The 13,097-nt window shown below is 61.6% G+C and carries 11 protein-coding genes; 3 read left to right on the top strand and 8 right to left on the bottom strand.

Annotated elements, in window-relative coordinates; all coding sequences use genetic code 11:
• Nucleotides 1-49 precede the first annotated feature (49 nt).
• The 4 genes from pcaF to pcaR all read right to left on the bottom strand — a co-directional run bounded on the left by pcaF (nt 50) and on the right by pcaR (nt 3,898).
• Complete coding sequence (gene pcaF / locus RG836_RS25595) at nt 50-1,255, bottom strand: 3-oxoadipyl-CoA thiolase (RefSeq protein WP_310850584.1); 1,206 nt, start codon at nt 1,253-1,255, stop codon at nt 50-52.
• Nucleotides 1,252-2,031, bottom strand: a complete 780-nt coding sequence (locus RG836_RS25600) for a CoA-transferase subunit beta (RefSeq protein WP_310850527.1) — start codon at nt 2,029-2,031, stop codon at nt 1,252-1,254. The genes pcaF and RG836_RS25600 overlap by 4 nt, the downstream gene beginning before the upstream one ends.
• The gene (locus RG836_RS25605) at nt 2,031-2,888 is read right to left on the bottom strand and encodes a CoA transferase subunit A (RefSeq protein WP_310850529.1); all 858 of its coding nucleotides are present in this window, start codon (nt 2,886-2,888) and stop codon (nt 2,031-2,033) included. The genes RG836_RS25600 and RG836_RS25605 overlap by 1 nt, the downstream gene beginning before the upstream one ends.
• A 167-nt stretch (nt 2,889-3,055) precedes the next feature.
• Entirely contained in the window at nt 3,056-3,898 is an 843-nt protein-coding gene (pcaR, locus tag RG836_RS25610) for a pca regulon transcriptional regulator PcaR (protein ID WP_310850531.1), read from the bottom strand.
• 511 nt (nt 3,899-4,409) lie between these two features.
• Between pcaR and RG836_RS25615 the strand changes: the two genes are divergently transcribed.
• Both RG836_RS25615 and RG836_RS25620 read left to right on the top strand, forming a co-directional pair.
• Nucleotides 4,410-4,610 (top strand): hypothetical protein, encoded by a 201-nt coding sequence (locus tag RG836_RS25615; RefSeq protein WP_310850533.1) that lies wholly within the window; start codon nt 4,410-4,412, stop codon nt 4,608-4,610.
• Nucleotides 4,611-4,986: 376 nt separating this feature from the next.
• Nucleotides 4,987-6,462: an inorganic phosphate transporter gene (locus RG836_RS25620; protein ID WP_310850535.1), complete on the top strand. Its 1,476-nt coding sequence runs from the start codon at nt 4,987-4,989 to the stop codon at nt 6,460-6,462.
• 766 nt (nt 6,463-7,228) lie between these two features.
• On the opposite strand, the gene ccoM is transcribed toward RG836_RS25620, so the two are convergent.
• From ccoM to RG836_RS25635, 3 genes are all read right to left on the bottom strand, one after another.
• A complete protein-coding gene (gene ccoM / locus RG836_RS25625) occupies nt 7,229-7,345 on the bottom strand; it encodes a cytochrome c oxidase subunit CcoM (RefSeq protein WP_310850537.1) in 117 nt (38 codons plus the stop codon).
• Nucleotides 7,346-7,490: 145 nt separating this feature from the next.
• A complete protein-coding gene (locus tag RG836_RS25630; protein WP_310850538.1) occupies nt 7,491-7,652 on the bottom strand; it encodes a hypothetical protein in 162 nt (53 codons plus the stop codon).
• An 84-nt stretch (nt 7,653-7,736) separates the two neighbouring features.
• A complete protein-coding gene (locus RG836_RS25635) occupies nt 7,737-8,078 on the bottom strand; it encodes an aspartate-semialdehyde dehydrogenase (protein WP_310850539.1) in 342 nt (113 codons plus the stop codon).
• A gap of 240 nt (nt 8,079-8,318) precedes the next feature.
• Between RG836_RS25635 and rapA the strand changes: the two genes are divergently transcribed.
• Entirely contained in the window at nt 8,319-11,165 is a 2,847-nt protein-coding gene (gene rapA / locus RG836_RS25640) for an RNA polymerase-associated protein RapA (protein WP_310850540.1), read from the top strand.
• A 318-nt stretch (nt 11,166-11,483) separates the two neighbouring features.
• Here rapA and RG836_RS25645 read toward each other — a convergent pair whose 3' ends face one another.
• Complete coding sequence (locus RG836_RS25645) at nt 11,484-12,833, bottom strand: MFS transporter (RefSeq protein WP_310850542.1); 1,350 nt, start codon at nt 12,831-12,833, stop codon at nt 11,484-11,486.
• Between the last annotated feature and the right edge of the window lie 264 nt (nt 12,834-13,097).

Genomic DNA, 13,097 nt, shown 5'->3' on the forward strand with positions numbered 1-13,097 from the left:
TCTTGCTCGGTGTTTGACGGTTTCTTTGTTGCGGGCACAGCGCAGCTGCTCAGACCCGTTCGATGGCCAGCGCCAGCCCTTGGCCGACGCCCACACACATGGTCGCCAGGCCTTTGCGGCCGCCGGTTTTCTCCAACTGATGCAGCGCGGTCAGTACCAGCCGTGCGCCGCTCATGCCCAGCGGATGGCCGAGGGCGATGGCGCCGCCGTTTGGGTTGACCTGCGGGGCGTCGTCGGCGATCCCCAGTTCACGCAGCACCGCAAGGCCCTGGCTGGCGAAGGCTTCGTTGAGTTCGATGACGTCGAAATCACTGACGGCCAGCCCCAGGCGTTCGGTAAGTTTGCGCACCGCCGGCACCGGGCCAATGCCCATGACGCGCGGCGCGACACCGGCGCTGGCCATGCCGAGGACTTTGGCCCGGGCGGTCAAACCGTGCTTCTTCACCGCCTCGGCCGAGGCGAGGATCAACGCCGCCGCGCCGTCATTGACCCCGGAGGCGTTGCCGGCGGTGACGGTTTTGTCCGGCCCGTTGACCGGTTTCAGTCGGGTCAAGGCTTCGAGCGTGGTGTCGGCGCGCGGGTGTTCGTCCTGGCCGACCACGGTTTCGCCCTTTTTGTGGGCGATCCGCACTTCAACGATTTCTTCGGCAAAGAATCCGGCAGCCTGAGCGGCGGCAGTGCGTTGCTGGCTGCGCAGGGCAAAGGCGTCCTGATCGGCGCGCGACACCTGGTAGTCGTCCGCCACGTTGTCGGCGGTCTGCGGCATGGCGTCGACACCGTACTGGGCCTTCATCAACGGGTTGATAAAGCGCCAGCCGATGGTGGTGTCTTCCAGTTTCATGTTGCGCGAGAACGCCGCGTCGGCTTTGCCCATCACGAACGGCGCGCGGGACATCGACTCGACCCCGCCAGCAATCGCCAGCTCCATTTCGCCGCTGGCAATGGCGCGGAATCCGCTGCCGATCGCATCCATGCCCGAGGCGCAGAGGCGATTGAGCGTAACGCCAGGAACCGATTCCGGCAGGCCTGCCAGCAACAGCGCCATGCGCGCGACGTTGCGGTTGTCTTCGCCGGCCTGGTTGGCGCAGCCGAGGAACACCTCGTCCACCGCGCTCCAGTCCACCGACGGGTTGCGCTCCATCAAGGCCTTGATCGGAATGGCGGCCAGGTCGTCGGCGCGCACCGCCGCCAAGCCACCGCCAAAGCGGCCGATCGGTGTGCGAATCGCATCGCAGATATAAACCTCACGCATCAGGCTTCTCCCGGGGCTTGGCCGTGGGCCGCGGCGGTGCGTGCTTCCAGATCACGCAGGGCGGTCAACTCCACTTCGGTCGGTTCGGCGGTGCTGTGCACGGTTTCGGCAAAGCGAATCGGCCAACCGGTGGCGGCAATCACTTGCTCGCGGCTGACGCCAGGGTGCAGCGCGGTGACCACGAATTCATGGCTGCCGGCTTCCGGCTCCATGGTGCACAGGTCGGTGATGATCCCCACAGGACCGGCGCCCGGCAGCCCGAGACGCTTGCGCGAATCGCCGCCCTCGCCATGGCCGACCGAGGTAATAAAGTCGAGTTTGTCGACGAAGGAGCGCGCCGACTGCTTGAGGATGATCAGCACGCTCTTGGCCGAGCCGGCGATTTCCGGTGCACCACCGGCACCCGGTAACCGCACTTTCGGCGCGTGGTAATCGCCGACCACGGTGGTGTTGATGTTGCCGAAGCGATCGACCTGCGCCGCGCCGAGGAACCCCACGTCAATACGTCCGCCCTGCAACCAGTAACGGAAAATCTCCCCGGTCGGAACCACGGTGTCGGCGGTTTCCGCCAGTTCGCCATCGCCAATCGACAGCGGCAGCACGCTCGGCTTGGCGCCGATCGGGCCGGATTCGTAGATCAGCACCACGTCCGGCGAGGACGTAAGACGCGCCAGATTGGCCGCTTTCGATGGCAGACCGATGCCGACGAAGCACACCGAGCCATTCTTCAAGCGACGCGCGGCGGCGACGGTCATCATTTCATTGGTGGTGTAAGTCATTACTTGGCCTCCGAAGCAGCGGCCAGCTTGGCCTGGAACTCGCTGAAGTCAGCGACGCCATGGATGTACTCGTTGATCCACGCGGTAAAGGTCTCGCGGTCGCGGGCAATCGGGTCCCAGGCCTGGTAGAAGCGATTGTCGCGCTCGGTGTAACCGTGGGCGTAGGATGGATGCGCGCCGCCCGGCACATGGCAGACCGCGCTCAAGGCCCAGGTTGGCAGTACGCAAGCGTTCATCGGCGCATTGAGGTCATCGACGATCTCTTCGACGGTGACGATGCAGCGCTTGGCCGCCAATGCCGCTTCTTTTTGCACGCCCAAAATGCCCCACAACAGCACGTTGCCCTTGCGGTCGGCTTTCTGCGCGTGAATCACCGTCACGTCCGGGCGTACCGACGGCACTGCCGCCAGCACTTCGCCGGTGAATGGACAGGTGACGGTTTTGATCAGTGGGTTGACCTTCGGCAAGTCAGAACCGGCGTAGGCTCGCAGCACCGCGAACGGTAGGCCGGAAGCGCCGGCGACGTAGGCATTCGCCAGGTCAGCGTGACTGTGTTCTTCGATTTCCAAAGGATGCGGCCACTGCTTCTCGACTGCGTCGCGCAGACGGTGCAGCGAACCCACGCCAGGGTTGCCGCCCCAGGAGAAAATCAACTTGCGGGCGCAACCGGCACCGATCAATTGGTCGTAGATCAAGTCAGGCGTCATGCGCACCAGCGTCAGGTCTTTCTTGCCCTGGCGAATGATTTCATGACCCGCTGCGGTAGGAATCAGGTGCGTGAAGCCTTCGAGCGCGACGGTATCGCCGTCATTGACGAACTGCTTCACCGCGTCGTGCAGCGATAGGATTTCAGCCATGGGACAGGCTCCCGGAGGGGTGATAAAAAGGCGCGAGGTTCAGCGCCGGAGTGCCTGAAGGTTAAGCCCCTGAAAAAACCCAAACAATCCGATAATCGACTGAGCGTTCGATTATCGAACAGATTGTTGCTTGGCTATTGATGTAGCACGCCGCGTGCCGGGTAGCCTCAGGCAAACAGTTGCGTGCTGAGGTCGCGGCTGGCGCCAAGCAGCGCGGGAAGGAAGCGTTGCTCCAGATCGCTGCGGCTGACGCGTCCGGCGTGGGTGCTGGCGTTCAGCGCTGCCACCACTTGCCCCGAAGCGTCGTACACCGGTACCGCGATGGCGCGCAGGCCCTGTTCCAGTTCTTGATCGACAATGCACCAGCCCTGTTGGCGCACCTGCTGCAAACATTCGAGCAACGTTTCCGGTGTGTGTAGGGTGCGGCTGGTCTTGGCCTGCAGGTCGGCGCGCTCCAGGTATTCCCCCAGCGAGCTGTCATCCAGCGCCGCCAGCAAAATCCGGCCCATGGACGTGCAATAGGCCGGCAAGCGCCCGCCTACCGAGAGATCGACGGAAATCAGGCGCTGGGTGGTGGCGGAGCGGGCGATGTAAAGAATGTCGTCGCCCTCCAGGGTCGCCATGTTGCAGGCTTCGTGCAGCAGATCGCTCATGCGGTCAAGGTACGGCTGGGCCGACACCGCCAGCGGCGTCGACGAGACATAGGCATGGCCGAGGGTCAGGACTTTGGGCAGCAAGGAATAAGTACGTCCGTCGGTGGTGGCGTAGCCGAGTTTGATCAGGGTGTGTAGGCAACGTCGCACCGCAGCGCGGGGAATTTCCGTGCGGTGGCTGATCTGCGCGATGGTCAGGTGGCGTTTGCGCTCCTGGAAGGCTTGCACCACCGCCAGGCCCCGGGCCAGCGACGTCATGAAATCCGGGTCGCCGGTCATCGCCTGGATCCGCTTGGCCGGCGACGCCACGATCGGCGGCGCCACTGATGTGAAAGCGTTGCGCAGCTGATCGTTCATGCGGGTCCTTCTCTTGTGGCACACTGGGATGGGGCGATTATCGAACCGCTGGCGGATAACCGCAAACTCGTGCGGTCTGGCACCGGGTTAAATCAAGGTTAAGTACAGTGAGTTAGTTTGGGCGTTGTAACTTGTCAGGGTTAATGGCGCCAAAAACAGGTCACCTAATGCAAGATGCGTCGGCAAGTTGGCAATGAAACTTCGAAGTAATAATTCAATCACACAGGATGACGCACTTTTAACTGCTTGGAGATAGTGTTCTTCAAATCGACCGCTATAATGCAGCTTGTGACGGCTCCGCCTAGTTACAGTAGGATCCAATCACACCGGCACTGCGATATCCATCCGCACTGCCCCGGCCCGCGTACGACGTTCACAGCATGTGTTCCCCGTACGCTCGCTGAAACCGGAAACTGAAGCTACGTCAGCTGTTTTGGTCTGGTGTCGTGGCCGCCTGCAGTTTGTGCAGTGCGTTTCACCAGCATTCATTTCAACTCAATTAGGTAACACTGTGACGAAAGACGAACTGCGCGCGGAACTTGAGCGCCAGGAACAACGTTACAAGGAAGTTTACGGCGGGGAAGTCACCACCTACGCCGCACAGCCCGAACCGGAACGCAAACCCTGGCGCAAACGTGCCACTGTCCAGGATCAGGCGTTCAATCAGGAACTGCAGAAAATGGAAAAGGAACTCAAGTCCGAAGAGCCATGACGCTCTCGCCTTGACTGTTCAAGGGCCTGCACGCGCCAGCGACAAACCTGGCCGTTTTGCCATTCTACCCAGCGCCCGTTACAAGCGGGCCGCCGTCACCTCACCCTGACCGGAATGAGGCTATTGGCACTTGGCCGGCCCTCTTATCAGATATTTCACACAGCTGTTTCAGGCCCCGTCCTACAGCGTCGGCGCCCTGTCCTGCCTGGCTTTTGCAGAAAAATCAGCGACTTGAAAATCCTCGTGAAGCCCCGACCACACGGGCGTAGCCATGTGTTAATTCGTTGAAGAATGTTACCGATGAGCAGGCGATGCATCGATTGCCATGGTTTTCTGGCATAATCGCGCCCCCTTATGACCGGGTCAGAAAACCTTCATGATCGATTTATTCAGCGGACTGGATGCTTGGGTGCTAGTGAGCCTCTTGCTCGCCCTGGCCTTTGTCCTCGCCTTCGAGTTCATCAACGGCTTTCATGACACCGCTAACGCGGTTGCCACTGTTATCTACACCAAAGCCATGCCGCCCCACTTGGCGGTGTTCTTTTCCGGTGTGTTCAACTTCCTTGGCGTGCTGCTGGGCGGTGTTGGCGTGGCGTATGCCATCGTCCATTTGCTGCCGGTGGAACTGCTGATCAATGTCAACACCGGGCACGGACTGGCCATGGTGTTCTCGTTGCTCGCCGCTGCGATCACCTGGAACCTGGGCACCTGGTACTTCGGGATCCCGGCGTCCAGTTCGCACACACTGATCGGCTCGATCCTCGGCGTCGGCCTGGCCAACGCGCTGATCAACGACATCCCGCTGGCCGATGGCGTCAACTGGCAGAAAGCGATCGACATCGGCGCTTCGCTGGTGTTCTCGCCCATGGCCGGCTTCATCGTCGCGGCGCTGATCCTGATCGGTCTGAAATGGTGGCGCCCGCTGTCGAAGATGCACAAGACCCCAGAGCAGCGCCGCAAGATCGACGACAAAAAACACCCGCCGTTCTGGAATCGCCTGGTGCTGGTGATTTCAGCCATGGCCGTGAGCTTCGTGCACGGTTCCAACGATGGCCAGAAAGGTATCGGCCTGATCATGCTGGTACTGATCGGCATCGTGCCCGCGCAATTCGTCCTCGACCTGGGCAGTACCACTTACCAGATCGAACGCACCCGCGACGCGACACTGCACTTGAGCCAGTTCTACAAGCGCAATGGCGACACCCTGGGTGAATTCCTGGCCCTGGGCAAAAGCGTCGAAGGCGACCTGCCGGAGAAATTCCGTTGCAACCCGCAACAGACCGAACCGACCATCGCCGCCCTGCTGAACACGCTCAAAGGCGTCGAGGACTACCATTCGCTGTCCTCGGAAAGCCGCATCGAAGTGCGCCGTTACCTGCTCTGCCTGGATGACACGGCGAAGAAAGTCAGCAAGTTGCCATCCCTCGCCGCCCGTGAGAAGTCCGACCTGGACAAACTGCGCAAAGACCTGACCACCACCACCGAGTACGCCCCGTTCTGGGTGATTCTGGCGGTCGCCCTGGCCTTGGGCCTGGGCACCATGGTCGGCTGGAAACGCGTGGTCCTGACCATCGGCGAAAAAATCGGCAAACAAGGCATGACTTACTCGCAAGGCATGTCAGCACAAATCACCACCGCCAGCCTGATCGGCCTGGCCAACGTCTTCAGCTTGCCGGTGTCCACCACCCACGTCCTGTCATCAGGCGTGGCCGGCACCATGGTCGCCAACAAAAGCGGCCTGCAGGGCGGCACCGTCCAGACCATCCTCCTGGCCTGGGTCCTGACCCTGCCCGCCACCGTGGCCTTGTCGGCTGGGTTGTTCTGGCTGGCGTCGAAGGCATTGGGTAGCTGACAGACAGTGATAGTGGAAAAGGCGCGTTCCGAGAGGTTCGCGCTTTTTTTATGGGTGGGACTGGGTTGGGGTACATCTGGCAGTAATGGAGTGACTGGCAGGCCGCCATCGCTGGCAAGTCGAATCGTCGCACCGCAGCTCCCACAGTGTCCGCGCATATCCAAAGAACTGCGTACACCCTCAGGCCGAGTGTCAGCTCGCCGCGCTTTTGATCTTGATCTGGCTTTTGATCCACCCGCCCCGTCGGGAGGCTGAGTGGAGGTGTTCATCCGGGGATTGGCGCGCAGCGCCGTTCGACGCAGTCGAACTCATCGCATGTAGGTGCAGCGAAGCCAACCGGAGGGCGATGCCCCCGGATGAATGCCGGAGCGAAGGCACCCCGAGCCACAGCGAGGGGCCGTACGTCAGGGGCGAGACCTTTGGTTCCTTTGGGCTGGGCCGGCACTCCGGCGTTTGCCAAAGGGACTCGCTGTAAGAGCGAAACCCTAAGCAGCCGTAACCGCAGCAACGGATATGTACACCTTCAAAAACCCCAGCGCCCAGCCGCATAGCCTTCGTCCGAACGCCGCCCGGAGCAGGCTCGCTCCCACTTTTGGATCTGGGTACACCCGACAATAACTGGTCGGAAAATCAGGCCTTCGATCGCGAGCAAGTCAAATCGTCACAGTTCACAAGGGTTCTCGAGTGCCCCAAAAAATCAAAAGCAAAAAAAGGGCAACCGAAGTCGCCCAAAATGCCTTGCGTGCCCACCACATCCAGAAAGTCCCTACCGCTTATCCCGCTTGTGCGAGTCTTTCCAGATAAAAAACCCAAACCCCGCAAAAAACACAACCATCAGCCCGACCGTCAGCACCCCGGCAATCACCACGTTATCGAAAAACATGACTGGCCTCCTCGACTTGCCCTGTTGCGATAGGGCTAAGTTACCCAATCAGGCGCTGACGAAAATTGACCGGGATCAATAGCAGCTCACATGGGAGCCAAAAGAAGGGCAAAACTGACCTGCACCGAACGGCGCAGGGAAAGGCTTAACGTTTTTTCGGTTTGTTCTTCGGCTTTTTCTTGGGTTTGCCCAGCGGCATAGCCTGCTCGAAGGCCTGGCGGACTTCGTTCAATCGCTTGTCATTGAGGTCGTGCACGCGCTTGGCGCGCTCGGTGTTGAGGTCGATCAGTTTGTCGTCTTGGCTCATGTTCAGCACATCGCTCGGCACATCGGATGGCTCAATAATGCGGCTTGGCGCGTCGGCTGACCAGACCCGTGCCTGGATCGACGCCTAGACCTGGATGTCGACCCACAACCCCTGGCGCTCTTCGCCTTCGATCAGCGGCGCGACGGGCACGGTGTTGTCGGCATTGAGTTCGACACCGGGCACCGCCAGATGCGCCTCGGGGTCTTGATCGGCTTCTCGGCGACGACGCTGGCGATCCTGCTGGCGGCGGAATTCCTCGCGCAAGGCCAGGGCGGCCTCTTCCGGGTCGCGGTGTTGCAGGTCAATGGTGCTTTCGTTGGAGCTTTCCTGGACCGGCACCACAGGTGGAATATCCGGGCGCACGCGGATCGGGTCCTGCTGTGAGGTGATCGGCACGGCACTCAAGGGGAGCATCGGTGGCAGCATGGTTTTTAGTCTCCTGTCGGCAGGCTGTCGGCTGCGGGCGCGGCGACTTGAGCCAGCGGTCGCCATCTTGTGACCCGGCGCACAGCCACAAGTGCCCGGCCAGGGCAAAACTTACCGGTCGCGGTGCCGAGCGACGGCTTGCCGCGCGCACCTAATAACGTCCCACTGCTCCTTATCCTTTGGTCTCAAGCCCACATTCCGTTAAGATAGCCCGCTTTTTCAAGGCGGGAGTCAGGCAGCATGGCGCAGCAGTATCAACCGGGGCAACGCTGGATCAGTGACAGCGAAGCCGAGCTGGGTTTAGGCACCGTTCTGGCACAGGATGGCCGCTTGTTGACCGTGCTCTACCCGGCCACTGGCGACACTCGCCAGTATGCGCTACGGAATGCGCCCCTCACCCGCGTGCGGTTTTCGCCGGGCGATTCGATCACCCACTTCGAAGGCTGGAAGCTCACCGTGCGCGAAGTCGACGATGTCGACGGCCTGCTGGTTTACCACGGCCTCAATGCGCAAAACGAAGTGGTCACCCTGCCCGAGACCCAACTGTCGAATTTCATCCAGTTCCGTCTGGCCAGCGACCGCCTGTTCGCCGGGCAGATCGACCCGCTCGCCTGGTTCTCGCTGCGCTACCACACCCTCGAACACACCAGCCGCCAATTGCAATCGGCGCTCTGGGGTTTGGGCGGGGTGCGCGCGCAACCGATCGCGCACCAATTGCACATCGCCCGTGAAGTCGCCGACCGCATTGCGCCGCGGGTGTTGCTGGCGGACGAAGTAGGCTTGGGCAAGACCATCGAAGCCGGCCTGGTGATCCACCGCCAATTGCTCTCGGGCCGCGCCAATCGCGTGTTGATCCTGGTGCCGGAGAACCTTCAGCACCAATGGCTGGTGGAGATGCGTCGGCGCTTCAACCTGCAAGTCGCGCTGTTCGACGAAGAGCGCTTCATCGAAAGCGATGCCAGCAACCCGTTCGAAGACACGCAACTGGCCCTGGTGGCGCTCGAATGGCTGGTGGGTGACGAGAAGGCCCAGGACGCGCTGTTCGCGGCTGGCTGGGACTTGCTGGTGGTGGACGAAGCGCACCACTTGGTGTGGCACGAAGACAAGGCCAGCCCGGAATACACTTTGGTCGAGCAACTCGCCGAGACCATTGCCGGCGTGCTGCTGCTGACCGCGACCCCGGAACAACTGGGCCAGGACAGCCACTTCGCGCGCCTGCGCCTGCTTGACCCGAACCGTTTCCACGACCTGAAAGCCTTCCGCGCCGAAAGCGAAAACTATCGCCCGGTGGCCGAAGCCGTTCAGGAGCTGCTCGATCAGGGCCGACTGTCCCCGGCAGCGCACAAGACCATCCAGGGCTTCCTCGGCAACGAAGGCGAAGCGCTGCTGACCGCGGTCAACGACGGCGACGTCGAAGCCAGCGCACGTCTGGTGCGTGAACTGCTGGACCGCCACGGCACCGGCCGCGTGTTGTTCCGCAACACCCGTGCCGCCGTGCAGGGTTTCCCGGAGCGCAAACTGCACCCGTACCCGCTGCCGTGCCCCGACGAATACCTCGAACTGCCGCTGGGCGAGCATGCCGAGCTGTACCCGGAAGTCAGCTTCCAGGCCCAGCCGGATGCCAACGAAGACGTACGCTGGTGGAAATTCGACCCGCGCGTCGAGTGGCTGATCGATCAGCTGAAAATGCTCAAGCGCACCAAAGTGCTGGTGATCTGCGCCCACGCCGAAACCGCGATGGACCTGGAAGACGCCCTGCGCGTGCGCTCCGGCATCCCGGCCACGGTGTTCCATGAAGGCATGAACATCCTGGAGCGTGACCGCGCCGCCGCCTACTTCGCCGACGAAGAGTTCGGCGCGCAAGTGCTGATCTGCTCGGAAATCGGCAGTGAAGGCCGCAACTTCCAGTTCTCGCATCACCTGGTGCTGTTCGACCTGCCGACACACCCGGACTTGCTCGAGCAACGTATCGGCCGTCTCGACCGAATCGGCCAGAAGCACATCATCGAACTGCACGTGCCGTACCTGGAAACCAGCCCGCAAGAGCGGCTGTTCCAGTGGTACCACGAAGCGCTGAATGCCTTCCTCAACACCTGCCCGACCGGCAACGCCTTGCAGCATCAGTTCGGCCCGCGCCTGCTGCCGCTGCTGGAAAACGCCGATGACGGCGAGTGGCAAGCATTGATTGACGAGGCCCGTGCCGAGCGTGAGCGTCTGGAAGCCGAGCTGCACACTGGCCGCGATCGTTTGCTGGAACTCAACTCAGGCGGCGCCGGCGAAGGCGATCGACTGGTCGAGGACATCCTTGAGCAAGACGATCAGTTCGCCCTGCCGATCTACATGGAAACGCTGTTCGACGCATTCGGCATCGACAGCGAGGACCACTCGGAAAACGCCCTGATTCTCAAGCCGAGCGAAAAAATGCTCGACGCCAGTTTCCCGCTGGGCGACGACGAAGGCGTGACCATTACCTACGACCGCAACCAGGCGCTGTCCCGTGAGGACATGCAGTTCATCACCTGGGAACACCCGATGGTGCAGGGCGGCATGGATTTGGTGCTGTCCGGCTCGATGGGCAATACCGCGGTGGCGCTGATCAAGAACAAGGCGCTCAAACCCGGCACCGTGTTGCTGGAATTGCTGTACGTCAGTGAAGTGGTGGCGCCGCGCTCCCTGCAGCTGGGCCGCTATCTGCCCCCCGCCGCACTGCGCTGCTTGCTCGATGCCAATGGCAACGACCTGTCGGCCCGGGTGGCGTTCGAGACCTTGAACGATCAACTGGAAAGCGTGCCGCGTGCCAGCGCCAACAAGTTCATCCAGGCCCAGCGCGATCAACTGACGCCACGGATCAACGCCGGTGAAGAGAAGATCGCCCCGCGTCACGCCGAGCGCGTGGCCGAGGCACAACGCCGTCTGGCTGCCGACACCGACGAAGAGCTGGCGCGCCTGACCGCCCTGCGAGCGGTCAACCCGACCGTGCGCGAAAGCGAGCTGGTCGCCCTGCGCGAGCAACGCGAACAAGGCCTGGCCATGCTCGACAAAGCGGCCCTGCGCTTGGAAGCGATTCGGGTGTTGGTGGCAGGCTAAGCCCGCTGCTCCAGCGCTGAAAAACAAAAGGCCCGCAGTGATGCGGGCCTTTTTATTTGTCTGCTATTTATCAGTAGAAGCTCATGGCCTCATCGCGGGCAAGCCCGTTCCCACAGTGATTTGCGCCATACACACAATCTGTAAACAACCCAAAAACCTGTGGGAGCGAGCCTGCTCGCGAAAGCGGTCATGCCGTCGCTACAGAACCTCCAGGCTCAACCACCGCCACCAACCCATCCTCCCACAGTGTTTTGCGCCATACACACAATCTGTGAACAACCCAAAAACCTGTGGGAGCGAGCCTGCTCGCGAAAGCGGTCATGCCGTCGCTACAGAACCTCCAGGCTCAACCACCGCCACCAAACCATCCTTCATCCGCTTGGCATCGCGCACGAAGCAGCGCGAGGCCAGGAACAGGAAGACCATGGTGAAGAACAGCGCCACCGGAATCAGGTACATCGCGTCATGCAGGCCGACCGCTTTGAAGGCTTCGGTCATCTGCTGCGCGCCTGCCGCCAGCATTGCCGTGTGCGCGAAGTAGTCGGACAGCGCGCCCACCACCACCGGGCCGAGGCCACCGCCAAGCAGGTACAGGCCGGCGAAGAACAGCGCCATGGCGGTCGCGCGCAGGCGTGGTTCGACCACGTCCTGAATAGCTGTGTAAACGCAGGTATAGAAGTTGTAGGCGAACAACCAACCGACGCTGAACACCGCGACGAACACACCGATCTCAATGCGCCCGGCATGCAGGGCCCACGCGGTGCACAGGGTCGAAATAATCAGGCTGAAACCGGCAAACAACAGGCGTCCGTTGGCCACGCGCTGGTGAATCTTGTCGGCCACCAGCCCGCCCAAGGTCAAGCCGAACAACCCGGTCACGCCGACGATCACCCCAGTGGCGACCGCCGCTTCCTGCAGCGGCATCAGGAAGTAGCGTTGCAGCATCGGCACCATGAACGAGTTGCAGGCGTAAGTTGCAAAGTTGAAGCACAGGCCGGCCATCACCAGCCAGAGGAAGGTCGGCACCGCCAGCACCCGGCGGATCGGCCGGTCGACTTTTTCCTGGGAGACCTGCACGCTTTCCGCCGCGCCGCGCTTAGGCTCCTTGATATAGAACATGAAAATCGCCAGCACCAGCCCTGGCACCGCCGCGATAAAGAACGGCGCGCGCCAGCTGTCGAAGGCCTTGACCATCGCGCCGATGGTGAAGAACGCCAGCAAGAGCCCCAGCGGCAGGCCGAGCATGAAAATGCCCATGGCTCGCGCACGACGGTGGGCCGGGAACAGATCGCCGATCAGCGAGTTGGCGGCCGGCGCATAACTGGCCTCGCCAATGCCGATGCCCATGCGCACGATCAAGAAGCTCCAGAAGCTGCCGACCATGCCATTCACCGCAGTCAGCCCGCTCCACGCCGCCAGGCCCCAGCCCATCAGCTTGGCCCGCGAACCGGTGTCGGCCATCCGCCCCAGGGGCAGGCCGGCAATCGCATAAACAATGGTAAACGCCGTACCGATGATCCCCAGCTGAAAGTCGCTGAGGCTCCATTCGTGGCGAATCGGCTCGATGATGATCGCCGGGATGGTGCGATCGAAGAAGTTGAACAGGTTGGCCAGGAACAGCAGGAACAGAATGCGCCAGGCATTCGCCGCTTGGGTCGAGTTCTGCATGGGTCCGTCTCTTTTATTGTTATGGGGCTTCACTGCCAGCGCATTCGAGCCCGGAACCTGCAATCTAGTCAGGCGCGCGACGGGTGTCTGTCATTATTTGTAAAGCTGATGGGGACCCATGGCATGGGCGGCAGTAAATGCTACAAGTTATTTCCAATCGCACTAACGCCGATTCCAAAATCATCCACACCAATGTGCCATCACCGCTTGCGGTTTAGCGAAGGCCTCTATACTCCAGGCATGCGCCAGCAATGGCACCGGCCA

The organism is Pseudomonas rhizozeae, assembly GCF_031583775.1.
GTDB lineage: Bacteria > Pseudomonadota > Gammaproteobacteria > Pseudomonadales > Pseudomonadaceae > Aquipseudomonas.